This window comes from Serratia sp. KG1D, assembly GCF_037150675.1.
In the GTDB taxonomy this organism is placed as follows: domain Bacteria; phylum Pseudomonadota; class Gammaproteobacteria; order Enterobacterales; family Enterobacteriaceae; genus Serratia; species Serratia nematodiphila.
On the sequence record NZ_JBAGIH010000001.1, the window covers coordinates 1667683 to 1685609 of the forward strand.

10 protein-coding genes and 2 pseudogenes are annotated in these 17927 nt (G+C 63.6%); 3 read left to right on the forward strand and 9 right to left on the reverse strand.

From position 1 onward, the window contains the following. The first annotated feature begins 16 nt into the window (after positions 1 to 16). Positions 17 to 178 carry a hypothetical protein gene (locus WFM45_RS08210; protein ID WP_015377897.1) on the forward strand — a complete coding sequence of 54 codons (162 nt, stop codon included), beginning with the start codon at positions 17 to 19 and terminating at the stop codon, positions 176 to 178. A gap of 19 nt (positions 179 to 197) precedes the next feature. Here the strand turns inward: WFM45_RS08210 and WFM45_RS08215 are convergent. The 3 genes and pseudogenes from WFM45_RS08215 to WFM45_RS08225 form a co-directional block, all read right to left on the reverse strand. Then, positions 198 to 398, reverse strand: a pseudogene (locus WFM45_RS08215) (LysR family transcriptional regulator); the annotation flags it as partial. Further along, positions 394 to 515 (reverse strand): annotated as a pseudogene (locus WFM45_RS08220) (LysE family translocator); the annotation flags it as partial. The pseudogenes WFM45_RS08220 and WFM45_RS08215, both read right to left, overlap by 5 nt. Positions 516 to 606: 91 nt before the next feature. Further along, on the reverse strand, positions 607 to 1161 hold the full coding sequence (locus WFM45_RS08225) for an NAD(P)H-dependent oxidoreductase (RefSeq protein WP_033633026.1): 555 nt from the start codon (positions 1159 to 1161) through the stop codon (positions 607 to 609). A 101-nt stretch (positions 1162 to 1262) separates the two neighbouring features. Between WFM45_RS08225 and WFM45_RS08230 the strand changes: the two genes are divergently transcribed. Next, the gene (locus tag WFM45_RS08230) at positions 1263 to 1622 is read left to right on the forward strand and encodes a winged helix-turn-helix transcriptional regulator (protein ID WP_004937947.1); all 360 of its coding nucleotides are present in this window, start codon (positions 1263 to 1265) and stop codon (positions 1620 to 1622) included. A gap of 4 nt (positions 1623 to 1626) precedes the next feature. On the opposite strand, the gene entS is transcribed toward WFM45_RS08230, so the two are convergent. Genes entS through fes form a run of 4 tightly spaced genes read right to left on the reverse strand, consistent with a single transcriptional unit; the run spans position 1627 to position 13091 of the window. Continuing rightward, the gene (entS, locus tag WFM45_RS08235; RefSeq protein ID WP_033633024.1) at positions 1627 to 2910 is read right to left on the reverse strand and encodes an enterobactin transporter EntS; all 1284 of its coding nucleotides are present in this window, start codon (positions 2908 to 2910) and stop codon (positions 1627 to 1629) included. 58 nt (positions 2911 to 2968) lie between these two features. Further along, complete coding sequence (locus WFM45_RS08240) at positions 2969 to 11479, reverse strand: amino acid adenylation domain-containing protein (protein WP_336955089.1); 8511 nt, start codon at positions 11477 to 11479, stop codon at positions 2969 to 2971. A gap of 50 nt (positions 11480 to 11529) precedes the next feature. Further along, the gene (locus tag WFM45_RS08245; RefSeq protein WP_033633649.1) at positions 11530 to 11754 is read right to left on the reverse strand and encodes an MbtH family protein; all 225 of its coding nucleotides are present in this window, start codon (positions 11752 to 11754) and stop codon (positions 11530 to 11532) included. Between the two features lie 32 nt (positions 11755 to 11786). Then, the gene (gene fes, locus WFM45_RS08250; protein WP_336955092.1) at positions 11787 to 13091 is read right to left on the reverse strand and encodes an enterochelin esterase; all 1305 of its coding nucleotides are present in this window, start codon (positions 13089 to 13091) and stop codon (positions 11787 to 11789) included. A gap of 200 nt (positions 13092 to 13291) precedes the next feature. Between fes and WFM45_RS08255 the strand changes: the two genes are divergently transcribed. Then, on the forward strand, positions 13292 to 15481 hold the full coding sequence (locus WFM45_RS08255) for a TonB-dependent siderophore receptor (protein ID WP_336955094.1): 2190 nt from the start codon (positions 13292 to 13294) through the stop codon (positions 15479 to 15481). A 50-nt stretch (positions 15482 to 15531) separates the two neighbouring features. On the opposite strand, the gene WFM45_RS08260 is transcribed toward WFM45_RS08255, so the two are convergent. Together WFM45_RS08260 and WFM45_RS08265 are read right to left on the reverse strand one after the other, a co-directional pair. Continuing rightward, positions 15532 to 16152 (reverse strand): helix-turn-helix transcriptional regulator, encoded by a 621-nt coding sequence (locus WFM45_RS08260; protein WP_015377909.1) that lies wholly within the window; start codon positions 16150 to 16152, stop codon positions 15532 to 15534. Between the two features lie 110 nt (positions 16153 to 16262). Continuing rightward, positions 16263 to 17720: an amino acid permease gene (locus WFM45_RS08265; RefSeq protein ID WP_004937969.1), complete on the reverse strand. Its 1458-nt coding sequence runs from the start codon at positions 17718 to 17720 to the stop codon at positions 16263 to 16265. Between the last annotated feature and the right edge of the window lie 207 nt (positions 17721 to 17927).

The window sequence follows — 17927 nt, forward strand, 5'->3', positions numbered from 1 at the left end:
TTGCCCCGGAGGGAATATGCAAAAGATCACTCGTTTTCTGGCCCTGCTCGGCGAGCTGATGATCGAAAAAGCCGAAGACACCGCACCACAGGCTGCCCAGCCTGACGATCGTGACGACGCGTTGCCACCGCGCCTTGAGCGTGGCGTTCCGCTGGCCGACCGCTTCCTGTTCATGTAATTTCCCGCGCTGTTTCCGCTCACACTGAACGCACGATATGTTCGCGCAGCCACTGGTGAGCGGGATCCCGATGCAATCGTTCGTGCCACAGCATAGTCATTTCAAAACCCGGCACCGCCAACGGCGGCTTGAGTTGCTGCAATAAAGGGTGGTTGCGCGCCAGCCGCTCCGGCAACATCGCCACCAAATCGGACTGCGTCAGTACCGAGATAACGAAGAGAATTGAGCAGCGCGATGCGGCGGCCTAGGCCGATACCCCGGGCCAGCGTGAGCATCATGTCTGGCCCAGGAGAGTGAGTGCAACAAGAAAAGCAATAAACGTTTCGGCCGAAGGCATGGGGTTATCACCGGCGAGTCATAGGAGACGGTAATCATATTCCTCCCCGGACATTCGCAACAGCACTATCAGGCGCATCAGGGGCGTGTCGTTAATTCAGGGCAGCGAGAAATGCCCGATAGCCCTGCGCGCTGCTGTCCAGCTCGTGCTGCTGAACCTGCTCTGCCGCCCCGTCCGAAGCGGCTTCCTTGCCGTAAAAGGCAAAGAACGAAGCATAGTCGGCCCGCACGTAACCGGCGGTGACTTCAAACGGCCGGAAGATTTCCTCCAGCGAGTAGCGATAGCGCCCTTCACGCGCGTAATCTTCTGCGCGCACGCCCGCCGTGACCGCCAGCGCCAGTTTCTTGTTCTGCATCTTATAGCCGCTGCGGGAACCGTAGGCCCAGCCGTAGGTGAGCACGTCGTCCAGCCATTTTTTCAGCAGCGGCGGGCTGCTGAACCAGTAAATCGGGAACTGCAGCACGATGTTGTCATGCGCTTCAATCAACTGCTGTTCTTTGGCGACGTCGATCTGCCAGTCCGGATAGGCCTGATGCAGTTCGTGCACGGTATACAGCGCCGGATAGCGGCGCAGTTCCTCCAGCCAACGTTTATTGACCACCGAGTTCGCCATATCGGGATGGGTCACGACCACCAAGGTTTTCATACTGAGTTCTCCAGTCAGGTGTTTCGACGCATCTTAGGGTATGCTGACAGAATGTAAAATACGCACACTCACGACACATACTTACCTTGGAGAAAGTGTAAATGACCGCCGAATCCCGCTGCAGCCCAACTGGCATCAGCCTCGAAGACACCGGCTATGGCTATACGCTGTCGGTGATCAACGGCAAATACAAAATGATTATTCTTTACTGGCTGGCGCTGTATAAGCCGGTATTGCGGTTCAACGAACTGCAGCGCTGTATCGGCACCATTTCGTACAAGACGCTGAGTTCGACGCTGAAAGAGCTGGAAAAAGATCGGCTAGTGGTGAGAAAGGAGTATCCGCAGATCCCGCCCAAGGTGGAGTACAGCCTGTCCGAGCGCGGGCGTTCGCTGATCCCGGTGATCGACATGATGTGCCACTGGGGCGAACAGCACCGGCCGGAGCCGCCGGTGCCATAAGGGGTTAATTGTCCGCCGCCGCTGAGGTTGCCGGAGCGGGTTCATCGTGCTCGACCAACGCGTCTGCCGGCCGGCACTGGCGCAGCGTGCGCACGCTGCAGGCCACCAGCACGCCCAACAAGGCGGCGAACGCACCGAACGACAGCACGCTCATCAACGGGGTAAACATCCTGCCCAGAACGCCGAGCCCCAGCGCGCCGATCGAATCGCCGGTCACGTCCTGTGCGGTGCCGAGGCTGTTCACCCGCCCCAGCAGATGGTCCGGCGTGTTGCTCTGGATCAGCATGAACTGCAGAAGTGAGGCGATGGCATTGGCATAGCCGTAGCACACCAGCGCCAACAGCGCCGGCGCCAGATGGCTGAACAGCCCCAGCGATGCGATGGCGGTGAACGCGACGATAGCGGCGGCCAGGATCAGCACGCCAGGGCGAGAGAAACGCCCCACCCAACCGCTGGTCAGCGCGCCCAGCATCGCACCGAGCGGCACCGCAGAATACATCAGGCCAATTGAGGACGCGCCGACGTGGTAAGCGTCCTGCGCCAGCGCCGGGAACAGCACCCTGACGGCGCCGACGATGCTCATCAACATCCCCAGCAGCACTACCGAACCGACCACCTTATTGCGCCAGACAAACTGGAAGCCGCTGGCGAGCGCGCGCAGCGGGTGTTCCGGCTCCTGCTGCTGCGGCAGCAGCGTCGGCAAGCGCACCAGCGGCACCAGGGTGCCCAGCGTCCCGGCCGCCGCGACGGCGAAGGCGAGACCGACGCCGCCGAACACGATGATAATCCCGCCCAGCGCCGGCGCCAGGATCGCACCGATGCGCACCGTCACCATGCTCAAGGCCCCCGCCGCCGCCAGGTTTTCACGCCCGACCAGCAGCGGGATCACCGCCATCAGCGCCGTCATGCCCAGCGCGCCGAAAAACCCGTCCCAGGCCGCCAGCAGGTAGAGCGCCCACAGCGAAGGCGCCGGGGCGAAGGCGTTCAGACTCAGGGCGACAAAACCCAGCCCGCAGGTGCCGCGCGCGAACAGGATCAGCTTGCGGCGATCGTAGCGATCGGCGAGTACCCCGCCCAGCATCAGGCCGATAAACATGCCCACCCCGTCCAGCGCCACCGCCACGCCCACCTGCAACGTGGAGCCGGTCATCGCCTGGATCTGAATCGGCACCCCCACCGCCAGCATGCCGAGGGAAAACACCGACAGCATGCGGGCGCAGAAAATCGCGCGAAAATGCGCATTGCTTCTCAGCAAACTGAAATCAAGAAAAAAAGAAGATCTGGCCATAGTGTCCTGCATATCATGTTTTAGTACGGGCCGTGGCGCACGCCCCGGCCCGGTTGCGTTATACCAACCCGTATTGCCGCGTCAGCAGCGAATGCAATAGCGGCCCAAGCGTCTCCAGTGAGGCCGGCGACAGGATGTCTGCGTGCTCGCAGCCTTGGTGATGGCAGATCAGCCCATCCAGATACGGCGCCCACACGGCGTTGATGTCCATCTCTGGCGGCAGCGTCCGGTCGGCGACGAACAGCGTTGCCGTGCCGTGGAAACGCCGGCTGCGCGCTTGAGACAGAAGGCGCACCGCGTCGCGGTAGTTGGCGACAATGCTGTCAAACATCGCCGCCTTCTCCGCCATCAGCGCCGGATCGCCATGATCTTCCGCCATAAACTCGGCCTGCTCCTGCGCCACCTCCTTCTGCGCCTCTTCCTCGGTGGGGCCGGTCCAATCCTGGCCTTCCGGCGGATAGGTATCCAGCATGCCGAGGAACGCCACCTCCTCCCCCTGCTGCTGCAGACGCGCGGCCATCGAATGCGCCAGCGTGCCGCCGAGCGAATAGCCCAGCAGGTAGTAAGGCCCCTGCGGCTGCAGGCGGCGCAGAGTGGCGAGATGACGATCGACCATCTGCTCAATGTCCTCACAGGTGGCGATGACGCCGTCCGGTCTTGGCGACTGCAGACCGATGATCGGGTAACTCCCCTGCAGATAACGGCTCAGCCCCGAGTACTGCCAGGCGAAACCGGAAGCCGGATGCAGGCAGAACAGCGCCGGGCCTTGGCCGGCCCGCAGCTGCAGGCATTCGCCGACGCCGCGGCTTTCGGCCGAGTTGGCGGCCTGCGCGTCATCAAGCAGATGCGCCATCTTCTCCAGGCTACGGGCGAACATGATTTGCCCGACGCTCAATGGCCGAGGGACGCGCCGCCGCAATTCCGCCGCCAGACGCATCGCCAGCAGCGAGTGGCCGCCCAGTGCGAAGAAGTCGTCGTCGGCGTACACGTTTTCACGGCCCAGCAGTTCCCCGAACAGTGCCGCCAGCAGGCGCTCGCTGTCGCTGTGTGGCACGCGGCCGCTCTGCGGGTTCAGCTGCGGCCGCGGCAACGCCTTGCGATCCAATTTGCCGCTGGCGCTGAGCGGGAAGCTGTCGGTCATGACATAGCTGACCGGCATCATATGCGCCGGCAAACGCGCCTCCAGCGCCTGATGCAGTACGGCGGTATCCAGCGTCACGCCCGGTTGGGCGATCAGCCAGGCGACCAACTGCCGCATATCGGCGCCGCCCAGTCCCGTCGCGCCCTCGCCCAGTTCGATGGCGTGCACCGCCGCTTGCGCTACCCCCGGCTGCGCCAGCAGCGCCTGCTCGATTTCACCCAGCTCGATGCGCTGGCCGCGGATCTTCAGCTGATCGTCGCTGCGGCCCAAATACTCGACGCTGCCGTCCTCCAGCCAGCGGGCGATATCGCCGGTGCGATACATGCGCGCGCCGTTGCCGGCGGGATCGGCGACAAACCGCTGCGCCGTCAATCCCGGCCGATGCAGATAGCCGTCGGCCAGCTGAATGCCGCGCAGGTAGAGATCGCCGGCGCAGCCGACGGGCACCGGCCGCAGCATGGCGTCGAGAATGCTCAGTTGGGTGTTCCAGACCGGTTTGCCGATCGGCACGCCGACGCCGTTCACCGCCGCCAATGCCTCGCCGGACGCCGGTTGATAGGTAACATCGACCGCTGCCTCCGTCGGGCCATACAGGTTATGCAGCGGCGCGGCAACCAACGCCTGATAGCGGGAAGCCAGTTCACACGACAACGCCTCGCCGCTGCAGAACACGCGTTTCAGGCTGGCGGCGGCGCGCTGCGGCGCCCGTTCGTTCAGCGCCTCAACCCAGATAGCCAACATCGACGGAACGAAATGCAGCGTGGTCACGCCATAGTCGTCGATCAAGGTCGTCAGCGCCTGCGGATCGCGGTGCGCCTCCGGCGGCGCCATCACCAGACGCGCGCCGACCATCAGCGGCCAGAAGAACTCCCAAACGGAAACGTCGAAGCTGCACGGCGTTTTCTGCAGGACCACGTCCTGCGTATCAAGCGCATACTCATGCTGCATCCAGAACAGACGGTTGACGATCGCCCGGTGGTTCACCACCACGCCTTTCGGCCGCCCGGTCGAGCCGGAGGTATACAGCACGTAGGCGGGATAATCGCCGCTCCCCGCCGCTGGGCGCGGTGCCGGTTCGCGCCCGCTGTCATCCAGCGCATCGAACCGCAGCGTCGGCGCCAGCGCGGCGAAGCGGGCATCCAACGCGCTCTCGGTGATAATCAGCCGTGGTTTGGCGTCCTCCACCATGTAGGCCAGCCGCTCGTCCGGGTAACCGGTATCCAGCGGCAGCCAGGCGGCGCCGGTCTGCACAATCGCCGTCAGCGCCAGGCTGAGGCGTACCGAACGCGGCAACGCCACCGCGACGATATCGCCCGGCTGAATGCCGGCCGCCGTCAGCCGTTCGGCCAACAGCGCGGCCTGGCGCTGCATGTCACGGTAGCTGAGGCTGTGCCCGGCGTCCTGCAGCGCGATGCGTTCCGGCGTGCGCCGCGCTTGCTCGGCGATCGCCTGATGCAAGGTGGTGTCCGCCACCGCCTGCCCGGTGCGGTTGACCGCCGCGATCAGCGCCTCTTCCTGCGGCGTTTGCAATTGCCAGTGCGGCAGCGGCAGATCCGGCTGCGCTATCCATTGTTGCAGCAGCGCCATCAGCCGTGCGGCGAAGCGTTCAGGCTGCAGCACCGAATCGCGGTACTCCATCAGCAGACGCAGGCGCTCGCCCGGCAGCACCAGCAGCGTCAGCGGATAGTGGGTATAGCCTTTGTTACGGATGGCATCGCAGCGCAAGGAACCTGCGCCGCCAAGCAAGGCGTCGTTGTCCGGGTAGTTTTCCACCACCAACAGCGTGTCGAACAGCGTGCCCGCCCCGGCCAGATGCTGGATCTCCCCCAAACCCAAATCGTCGTGCTCCAGCAGTTCAATCTGCCGATGCTGCAGTTCGGTCAGTTGATCCGTCAACGAACGGTCATGCTGCAGACGAACCCGCACCGGCAGCGTGTTGCTGAACAGGCCAACGTGTTCCTCAATCCCTTCTATCTGGCCAAAGCGGCCGGAAACCGGCGAGCCGAACACCACATCCTGATGGCCGCAACAGCTGGCCAGCTGCAGCGCCCAGATGCCCTGCATCAGGGTATTGAGCGTCAACCCGCGTTCGCGGCACAGGGTCAGCAAGCGCCTTTCCTCGGCCGGCGGCAGCGTCATTTCCAACTCATGCACGCGATCGTTATGCGATTCACCGAACAACAACGTCGGGCGCACATCCTGCAGCGTCTCACGCCAGAGGCGGCGCGAGGCGTCGGCATCCCGCGCGGTCAGGCGGCGCACGATATCGGCGTAGTTCGAGCGCAGCGGCGGCAACGCCTGCTCGCCTTCACGCAGGGCCAGCATCAGATCGTTGAGCACCACCGGCGTCGACCAGCCGTCGACAATCAGATGGTGCGCGTTAAGGAACAGCGTGTAGCGTTCGCTATCGCCGTGTTTGATCCGCAGCGCATGCAGCATCGCGCCCGGCTGATTAAACAGATCGCGCCGCAACTCTTCCTGTTCCAGTTCATGCAGCGCCTGCGCTTCTTGCTCTTCGGACAGCGGCGGCAGCTTACGACTGTCCAGCGGCCAATGGCTTTCCTGCGGTATCAGCTGCAGCGGTTCCCCCTCGCGGTTGAACCGGGCGGCCAGCTGCGGATGGCGGCGGATCACCGCATTCAGCGCCTGCTGGAGTTGATGTTCGTCCAGCTCGCCGCAGAGGCTCAGGCGCGTCAGCGAGTTATAGCTGCCGCCCTGCTGCGCCGTCTGCGCATGGAACAGCAGGCCATGTTGCAACGGCAACAGCGGCAGCGCCGCGGCCAACGGCCCGCACTCTTGCTCCCAGGCGCGCACCGTCTCATCGTCAACGTTCGGCTGGGCGATCTCGGCCGCCACCAACGTTGCCGCCGCGCGTTCGGGATGACGCTCGGCAAACTCGCACAGTGAACGCACCGCTTGCTCGATGCCGCTGTGCAGCTGCGCAATGTCGCTCTCGCTGAAAATCGCCTCCAGCCAGCTCCAGTTGATCGCCAGGCAGGCGCCGTCGCGCCGCTCTTCGACAAAGATATTCACCTCCAGGCCATACGACAGCGCCTGCTGCGCATCCTGCGCCACGGCGAAGGCGTCGCGGAAGCGGGTTTGGCTGCGTTGCGGCGTCCAGTTCCCCTCATCCTGGCTGAAACGCCCGAGGTAGTTGAACAAGATTTCCGGCGCATTGCGCTGCGCCAGCGCCGCCAGTTCGTCACGCTGCGGATGCAGATAACGCAGCTGGCCATAACCGACGCCGCGATCGGCCACCGCTCGCGTCGCCCGTTTCACCGCACGCACGGCCTCATTGTGCTCAGCGTCGTGCAGTTCAATGTGCAGCGGATACTCCGCCGTCAGCCAGCCGACGGTGCGGGCCAGATCGATTCCGTCGTCCAGTTCGGCGCGGCCATGCGACTCCAGAGAGAAACGCAGCGAAGCGGCCTGGAAACGGCGGCGGCAGGCCTGAGCCAGCGCGCACAGCATGATCTCTTCAACCTGCGCGCGGTATCCCTGCGGCAATGTGCCGAGCAGCGCGGCGGTCAGCCGGCTGTCGAGCAGCGTGCGTTTTTCCGATACGTCGCCAGTGCGATCGCTAAGCGGATCCAGCGCGCGTCGCCCCAAACGCGGTGCGCCGTCCGCCAGCATCTGCCGCCAGAACGGCAGCTCGGCTTCCCGGCGTTCAGCGTCGGCTCGTAGGCGTGCAGACCACTCATAGAGCGAGGTTTCTTCCGGCGGCAAGGTGATCGGCTGCCCCTGCATGGCGCTGTCGGCCACCTGCCGCAGCTCGTCGAGCAGGATGCGCCAGGAAACGCCGTCGACTACCAGGTGATGGATCGCCAGCACCAGCCCCAGGCTCTGCCCGTCGCGCTGCAACAGGATGCCTTGCATCATGGTGCCGGCAGCCGGTTCGAGATGGTCAAGTGCGGCATCAAACGCCTGTTCCGCCGCTAACTCCAGCTCACCGGATACGTTATCAACCTGCATCAGCTCACCGGCGGCGGCGGTTTCAACCACCAACTGACCGTCGCGGATCCGCGCGCCCAGCGCCGGGTGCGCCGCACGCAACTGCTCCAATGCATAACGCAGCTGTTCCGGTTGCAGCTCGGCAGGCACGCGCAGAAAAACGCCGTGCGCGAAGCGACGATGCATATCGCCCGTCTCGGCAAACCAATGCAGGATCGGCAGCCCGTCGATCGGGCCTTGTTGCACGCTGCGCGCAGCCTGAGAGTCTACGGCCAGCGGCTGCATCGCCTGCGCCATGCGCGCGGGGGTGTGCAGCGCGAAGATCTCGCGCGGCCGCAGCAGATACCCTTTGCGCCGCAGGGCGGTGCCCAGCCCCATCGCCGAGATGCTGTCGCCGCCGAGCGCGAAGAAATCGTCGTCGGCGCCGATGCGATCCATCCCCAGCAGCTGCGCCATGGCGCCGCAAATCAGCCTTTCCTGCTCGGTGGCCGGCTCGCGAATGCTTTGCGCCAGCGTCTCCTGCGGTTTGGGCAGCGCCTGGCGGTCAATCTTGCCATTCACGTTAAGCGGCAGCTCCGGCATCACCACCAGGATCGCCGGCACCATATAATCCGGCAGACGTTGCGCCAACTGCCCCAGCAGCTCGCTTTGCAGCGAGGGTGAGGCACGGCGCGCGTCATCCTGCACCGAGCAGTAACCGATCAGGCGATAGGTGGCGCCGATCGGCTCGGCGATCGCTACCGCCCGCCCCACGTCCGGCAAGGCGGCCAGCGCGCTTTCCACCTCACCCAGCTCGACGCGGAAGCCGCGCACCTTGATTTGGTGATCGGTCCGGCCAATGAACACCAACTGGCCCTCAGCGCTCCAGCGCATCAGATCGCCGCTGCGGTACATCACCTCGCCTTCGGCGAACGGATTGGCGACAAAGCGCGCCGCCGTCAGATCCGGGCGCCGCAGGTAACCGCGCGCGATGCCTTTGCCGGAAATGTACAGCTCGCCCGCCGCGCCGATCGGCACCGGCTGCAGGCGGCCGTCGAGCAGCCAGACTTCGGTATTGGCGAGGGGACGGCCAATCACCGGCTGTTCGGCGGCCGTGACCGGCGCGCCGAGGGTATCGACGGTGTATTCGGACGGGCCGTAATAGTTGTGGATCTCCACCTCCGGATGCTGCTGCATCAGGTTCCACAGCGTCGGCGTCGCCGCCTCGCCGCCGATCATCACGAACGCCGGCAGCGGGAACTGCCCCTTCAGCAGGCCGCAATCCACCAGTTGCGAGAAGAATGACGGCGTGATGTCCAGCAGATCGATCGGCGTCTGTTGGGTTTGTTCGAGCAGCGCCCAGGGATCGCGGCGCAGCTCCTCATCGAAGATGACCAGTTCGCTGCCCATCATCATGCAGAACAGCGGTTCCCAGGAGGAGTCGAAAGAGAACGAAGCGGTATGGCCGGCGCGCAGGCGGCGCGCATGGCGAGCCTGGAATTTTTCGATCGCCGGGCCAAACAGCGAGGCCTGATGCGACAGGAACAGGTTCAGCAGCCCGCGGTGCGTGGACATCACGCCCTTGGGTTTGCCGGTCGAACCGGAGGTGTAAATCATATAGGCCAGATGCGCCTCGTTCAGCGGCGCACGCCGTTCGGCATCCGTTATCGGCGCAGCTTCGGCGGCCGCGCAGCGCGCCAGGCACGCTGCGTCGTCCAGGCACAATACCTGTGGCAGATCCGGCATATTGATCTGCGTCGCGCGGTGGGTCAGCAACATCGCCGGCCGCGCGTCGTCGCACATCAGCGCCAGGCGTTCACGCGGGTAATCCAGATCGAGCGGCATATAGGCCGCGCCGCTGGCCAACACGCCGAACAGCGCGACCAGCGTGTCCACCGAACGCGGAATGCCGATGGCGACCACGTCTTCCGCGCCGATGCCGCTTTCGATCAGCACTCGCCCCAGCTGCATCACCCGTTCGGAGAGCTGACGGTAGCTGAGGCGCACATCGCCGCAGGCCACCGCCAGCGCCTCGGGCTGCCGCTCAACCTGGCGCTGAAACGCATCCATGATTGACACCATGCCCGCCGGCGGCGTCAGATGCGCGCCGCGCCCCCAGGCCGCGAGCTTCTTTAACTCCCCTTCGCCGATCAACGCCAGTTGACCGTTCGGCTGGTGCGGCTGCCGCGCCAGTTGCTGCAGCCAATGGCCGATGCGCTCCGCGTGGTGATGCAAGGTGCGCGGCGAGTATTTGGCCGGGTTGGCCACCAACGACAGCGTCAGCACGCCGTTGCGAAAGCCGATCTCAAACTCGAGATCGTCGACCGGCCCCATCGCCAGCGTATGGGTAACGGCCGCCTGCCCGTCGAAAGACAAGGCGCTGTGGTAAACCTTGACGTTGATCACCGGGCCGTACAGTTCCTGATGGCCGCCGACCAGGCCGAGATCGCGTTTGATCTGCTCCGCTTCATAGCGTTGATGGCGGCGCGCCTGTTTGATTTGCGCCACGGTCGCCTGGCAGACATCCGCCAGCGACATCTCCGGCGTCACATTCAGCAGCAGCGGCAGCACGTTAACCACCGGGCCGACCGCCGCCAGCGCCTGGGAGCCCATACGGCGCATGAAAGGAAAACCGAGTGAAAAACGGGTTTCGCCGCTCATGCGCGCCAGATACATCGCCAGCGCCGCCGTGACGATATCGGCCGGTTGCAGCGACTGCAGCGCGCCATTGCGCAGCGCTTCGTCAAACAGCGATTCCGGCAGCACCAGCGCCTGTTTGAGCGGCCGGGCGCCCGGTTCAACCTCCCGACTCTCCGTCGATAACGACAGCGGCGACGGCAAATCGCACAGATGCTGTTGCCAGAATTCGGCCGCCCGCCGGCGCGCCGGCGACGTTTGCCATTGCTGATACTCTTCCACCACCTTGCCGAACGGGGTAAACGGCGATGCCGCCGGCGACAGCCCGTGACGCAGCGCGCGATAGATATCGGCGATCCGACGGGTGATGGCCTCGAAGCTGAAGCCGTCCAGGGTCAGATGATGAAAGCGCTGGTACCAGAACCAGCGATCGGCGCTGACGCGGATCACCGCATGGCGATAGAGCGGCCGTTCGCCGTCCGCCGGCAGATCCTGCGCCAGATCGTCGTTCATCAGCGCCAGCGCCGCCTGCTCGGCGTCCGGCCGCGCGCTGAAATCGAACCACTCCGGCGCCTGCACGCGTGCGGGATCGGCTATCAGCGGTAAACGCTGCACCGGCTGGCCGTCCTGCGCCTCAAAGAATCGCGCCTGAACCGTATCCGCTTCGGCCAGCCCCTGACGGATCGCGCGCTCCAGCGCAGAACGATCGATAGCGCCGTGCAGTTCGGTGTAGTGCGCCACGGCGAAGCTGTTGCGGCGCAGCGCGATTTGGTCGGCGATCCAGATCCCCGGCTGCGCAGCAACCAGCGGATAATCCCGATACTCGACCTGAGTATCCGGTAAAGAAAGCGTTTCTGACATGGTGTCTGTCCTTTCCCTCAAACGGAATATATCGATTGACTGCCAGGCGCTTAACGCGCCGCATCCGTCGCTTTCAGCGCCGCCGGCCGCATGTCCTGCCAGTGCGTTTCGATGTAGTCGATGCACTCGCCGCGCGACGCCGGCCCCATCAACACGCGCCACCCCTGCGGCGTATCGGCAAACTGCGGCCACAGCGAATACTGCTGCTGCGCGTTGACCAGCACGGAGAAACGGAGGCTTTCGTCATCGAACGGGTTTTGTTGTTCCTGAGTCATTTTCATTACCTGTCTGTCAAAATGTGGGATTACTACATTGCGGAAAGCAGCCGGCGCACGCCGTCCACCAGGCCGCCGCGCCAGCAGAGCGCGTCATGTCCGCCGGAATACACGCGGTAGTCGGCGCGGTGCCCGGCCGCCGTCAGCGCCTGGTGCATCTGGCGATTGACGAATTCGATGTCCGCCTCCCGATCGCCGGCCTGTTGGATCACGGTGAGCTTGGGTGCCGCCGCGTTGCGCTGCCGAACCTGGCGTATCAGCCAGCCTTCCTCCAGTTCGTGGCGTTTTTCGAACTGGGTCACAAATTGCACCGTAGGCCACCAGAAGGAGCCGGACTGGCTCAGCACGTGGCCAAAGCGCTCTGGCCAGTGCAAACCGGCGTATAACGCCGCCAGCCCGCCGTAGCTCTGGCCGGCGACCACGGTGCGCGCCCCAGTCTCGCTGAACGCTTCGCGGCGCTGCGCCTGCGGCAGCAGTTCGTTGATTACCGCCTGCCAGAAGACGGCGTTGCAGGGCAGCTCGTTTTCCCGGTATTCACCATCGATCGCATCGATCAGCAACCAGCACGCGGGCGGCAACTGCCCTTTTGCGGTTTCGTTCTCAATCACCGGCAGCAGCGCATGCCTTTCGATCCAGTTTTGGCCGTCGAGCAGCAGCACCAGCGGGCGGTTCGCTTTCACCGCCGCGTCGCCGCTGGCATACAGCCAAACGCGCCGCTGGTTACCCAGCCGTTCGCTGCGCCACTGAAATCGCTGTAGCCGCGCCTCATCCAGCGGCCGATCGGCGGCCTGCCAGGCGCTTTGATCGTCGGCATCCGGCCCTTGCGCCAGGGATACGGGCCGCGGGCGATGAGACGGCCCCAGCGAGAGCCGATTCAGCGGATCGGCGATCGCCAAGGGGAACAGCGATACCCACCAGGCACGCTGCTGGCGGTCGCGTAACGTTTCGTCGTCGCTGAAGACGGGGGGAAGATCTCGCTCGGTAATGGGGATCAGGCTGTAGCTGCCGCGCCAGCGGCGATCGATAACGGCCGAGCCGTACCAAACGTCGGTGCCGGGGAGCCGAGTCAGGCTGCTGGGGGACGTGCTGTGGTGATCGGTAATGCCGTTGATATCGGCGTAAACGCGGCATATCGGCGAGTGCCGTTCATCGCCGGCGGGGTCGCGCCATAGCCAGGTCATTTTGACGTGGCGTTCGTCGAGCGCTTCAACGATGGGCGTGCCCTGCGCGGCAACCTTCTGCCACCACGCGGATTGCCCTACCGCCTCTTCACGCAGCCATTGCGCCGCCAATCCCTCAAGGTCGTTTCCTGGCCTCTTTTCCGGCAAAAACTCCATAGCGCCCCTTACATAACATGAGTGATTTTTACAAAACCTGACAATCGTATTGATACTCATTATCATTTTCAATACTATTTGTCGGATTTTTACCGTCGTGCACATACGGCGTCTCCGCGTCGACGGGTGAATACCGCTCGCCGATATTTCGGGGTTTATCAGGGTGGCATAACACACAACGCAGGTATGCAGGAGAGATAATGAAGACTAAAAACAAAGGGATAGCTAACGGGAATGCGGAGGCGATGTCCGCCAGGCGTCTGTTGCTGGGATCGGCGCTGGCGTTATTGCCCTTGGCGCAACACGCGTCTGCGGCAGCGGACGAAACGATTTTGGTGACCGCCGACGCGCAAAACAGCGTGACCGCGCCGGTCAAAGGGATCGTCGCCAAAGAGAGCGCCGCCGGCACCAAGACCGCCGCCTCTCTGCGCAAGACGCCGCAGTCCATCTCGGTGGTCACGCGCGAGCAAATGAACGACCAGGAGCCGGCGTCGGTCGCCGACGCGCTGAACTACACCAGCGGGGTGATCACCACCTACCGCGGCAACTCCAACCGCAATGACGAAGTGATCAGCCGCGGCTTCCGCTATGCGCCCAAACTGCTCGACGGTCTGCACTTTGGCCTCTCGAGCCAAAACGGCGGCGCCAGGCAGATCGACCCCTGGCTGCTGGAGCGCGTGGAGATGGTGCACGGCCCGGCCGGCGTGCTGTACGGCCAGGTCAGCCCCGGCGGCGTGGTGGTGATGACCAGTAAACGCCCTACCGCCCAGAGCATTCACGAAGTCAAATTCAGCACCGGCAACCGCCATCTGGCGGAAACGGCGTTCGATTTCGGCGGCAAACTCAACGACGACAACACCCTGTTCTATCGCCTGAACGGTATCGCCAGAACCGAGCACGAGTTCGTCAAAGACAGCAAGCAGCAACGGGTGGCCATCGCGCCGGCCTTCACCTGGCTGCCGAACGAAGACACCAGCTTTACGCTGCTGACCAGCTACCAGAACGATCCGAAAGCCGGGTCGCGCAACTTCCTGCCGCGCGCCGGCACGCTGTTCCCGACCAGCGCGGGCTATGTGCCCTATGACTTCAACATCAGCGAACCCAGCTTCAACAAGTCGCGGCGCGAGCAGGCATCGATTGGCTACAGCCTCGAGCACAACTTCAGCGATGCGCTGTCGTTTACCCAGAACCTGCGCTTCACCCACCGTGATGAGGACTATAAATACCTGGTTTATAACGTAAACTCGAAGGTCAACGACCACACCGTCACCCGCATGGCGCAGCATGAAACGCAGATGACCAACGAGTTTGGCGTGGATAACCAGCTGAAGGGCCTGTTCGACACCGGCGAGGTGAAGCACACGGTGCTGGGCGGATTGGATTACCGCTACAGCCATATCGATTCGAAGATGTATCGCGATCGCGGCAACGATTACCCGATCGACTGGGCCAACCCGGTTCGCCCCAGCATCGATGGCAGCACGCTGGCGCTGGCTTCCAGCGATTTGAAGACGCTGAATCAGGTCGGGGTGTATCTGCAGGACCAGCTGGAGTGGAATCACTGGAACCTGCTGCTGTCCGGCCGTCAGGACTGGTCGCAGGTCAACACCCGCGATCGCACCGTCGGCGGCAAAGAGCAGACCTACAATGATGCCCAGTTCACCGGCCGTGCGGGCCTGCTCTACGCCTTCGACAACGGCATTTCGCCGTACGTCAGCTACAGCACCTCGTTCGATCCTAACCTGTACCCGAGCGCGCCGGGCGCCGACCCGCTCAAGCCGACCACCGGCAAACAAACCGAGGTGGGCGTGAAGTACCAGATCCCGGGCGGCAACACCCTGCTGACCCTTTCCTGGTTCGACATTACCCAGCGCAATGTGGCGTCTTACAACCGCCTCACCTCCGCCTACGAGCAGATCGGTGAGGTGAAATCCAAAGGGATTGAGGCGGAAGTGCACGCTCAGCCGACGCCGGAGATCAAGCTGATCGCCGCCTACACCTACACCGACGTGGTGACCAAAGACTCCAACTCGGCGGACGAAATCGGCCACAGCCCGGCGGGCATTCCGCGCCACGCGGCGTCCGCCTGGGGCAGCTACAGCTTCCTGAGCGGCGCGCTCAACGGCCTGACCGTCGGCAGCGGCGTGCGTTACATCGGCGATGCGCCGGCCGACGCCATCGGCCAGTACGACGTGCCGCACTACACGCTGTACGACGCCATGGTGAAGTATGACCTCGGTCAGGCTTCGTCGGCGCTGCGCGGCGCTGCGCTGCAGCTCAACGTGCAGAACCTGACGGACAAGAAATACGTTTCGTCGTGCAGCGGCGAGTACGCCTGCTTCTACGGCAGCGGCCGCAGCATTATCGCTTCGGTCAACTACCGCTGGTAACGACAAGGGGCGGCCATCGCCGCCCCTTTCTTCCGCCTTTCTCGCCGCCTTTACTCCTGCTTCAATTCCCGCAGGTGCTTGTACACCGTGGCGCGCCCCATCGACAGCACGTTGGCGATGTAATCCGCCGCGCTTTTGGCCTTGAACGCCCCCTGATGATAGAGATCGCTGACCAGACGCCGTTTCTGCTCGCGGCTCAGCGCGCCGAGCGCGGCATTTTCGCGCCGCAGCCAGTCATGCAGGAAGGTGTTGATCTTCTCCTGCCAGTCGTCTTTGAACAGCTGTTGCGGCTGCGGCTGCAATCGCGTGACCGATAAAAACATGTCCAGCGCATTGCGGGCGTCCTCGAACATCGCGGTGCTCAGGTTGATGCACAGCAGATAGCTGGGCTTGCCCTGCTCGTCGCGCGCGGCGATGCTCACCGAACGCATTTTTTTGCCGTCCCAGTTCAGCTTTTCATAGGGGCCGGTCACGCCGGCGCCGCCATCGAGCTCGAAGTCTTCCAGCCCGGCGTCATCGCCCGGTTTGCGCTTCGACAGGTTGTTCGCCAGATAGGCAATCTTGTTGGTGGCCAGATCGTGGATCACCACTTCCGCATTCGGGAAAAACAGCGCGGCGATGCCGTCGGCGACCGATCGCAAAAGGTCGAGTTGAGAAGAAGAGTTCGGCACGCTGGGGGTCTCCGTATAGCCCGGTTTGGTTTGCGGTTCAGCCGCTTAGCATACCGCAGTTGCCGCCGCTTGCCGAGCGGAGCGGCGGCAAGCGGCGTATCCTTCGCCGGTTATTCCGCTTCGGCGCCGCGCCGATAAAACACGTAGCTCTCGCGCGCCACGCTGTCGCGGACCCGATAGCGCCAGATCAGGCCGAGCGTGGTAAACCACAGCGGCATGCTGCACAACGCGATCAGCGTATCGCGATCGAACACCATCAGCACCAGCGTAAAGGCGAAAAAAGCCAGCGTCAGCCAGGCCATCGCTACCCCGCCCGGCATTTTGAAGTGGGAAGCGGCGTGCAGATCCGGCCGCTTCTGGCGATACACCAGGTAGGCGACCAAAATCATGCCCCAGCTGTAAACCACCAGGATCGCCGCCACGGTAGAGACGATGGTGAACAGCGTCATGACGTTCGGCACCAGTACCAGCAGCAAGGTGCCGGCCACCATGCAGAAGCAGGAAAACAGCAGGCTGCGGATCGGAATGGCCGTGGTGCGCGACAGAATGCGGAACTGACCGTGGGCATGCTTTTCCATCGACAGGCTGTACAGCATGCGGGTGCTGGAATACACCCCGCTGTTGGCCGAGGACATCGCCGAAGTCAGCACCACGAAGTTGATCACTGCGGCGGCGGCCGGCAGCCCCGCCCGATCGAACAGCATCACGAACGGGCTGCTGTCCGGCGAGATGTGGCTCCATGAGGTGACGGCGATAATGGTCAGCATCGAGCACACGTAGAAGACGATGATGCGGGCCGGGATCGCGTTGATCGCCTTCGGCAGCACCTTCTCGGGGTTTTTGGTCTCCGCCGACATCGTGCCCAGCAGCTCGATGCCGGTGCAGGAGAAAATGGCGATCTGGAAACCGGCGAAAAAGCCGAAGATGCCGTGCGGCATGAAAATGGCGGGATCGGTGACGTTATGCAGCGAAGCGGTCACGCCGTCCGGCGAGGTCCAGCCGCTGAACACCATCCAGGCGCCGGTAGCGATCAACGCGACGATCGCCACCACCTTGATCATCGCGAACCAGAATTCGGCCTCGCCGAACATCTTGACCGACAGCATGTTGAACAGACACAGAAACCCCAGCGTCAGCAGCGCCGGCAACCAGGGCGAGACGTCTGGCAGCCAATATTGCACGTAGCCGCCGCACACCACCACGTCGGCAATGCAGGTTACGACCCAGCTCAGCCAGTAGGACCAGCCGAGAAAAAAGCTGGCGCGCGGCCCCAGGTATTCGGAGACAAAATCGGCGAACGAGCGGTAATCGAGTCGCGTGAGCAGCAGCTCCCCCATCGCTCTCATCACCATGAACATGAAAAAACCGACGATGGCGTAAGTCAGTACGATGGAGGTGCCCGATAGCGCGAGGGTTTTCCCGGCGCCCATAAACAGCCCGGTGCCGATGGCGCCGCCGATCGAAATCAGTTGAATGTGGCGCGCACTCAGCCCGCGCTGCAAGGTTTGGGCACAGTGAGGCCCCTCGGCTGAACCTGGGTTCAGCCGATCGCAGTGGTTTTTTGTCATGGTGTTACCTGTCCGTCGTTAAGGCGATTAAGCAACCGATGCGCGGTTGCAGCAGGAATGAAACGCCCGCGGGCGCTCTAACCGGCAAAAAAATTGAGACCAAACGCTGCCCGCCCCGTTGTGACAGGGAGGTAATAATAATGGGTACCAAGAAAATGCTCTCGTGAGCCGTCGTATCGCCCACGTTTGGCGTACAAAGCCTGAGCG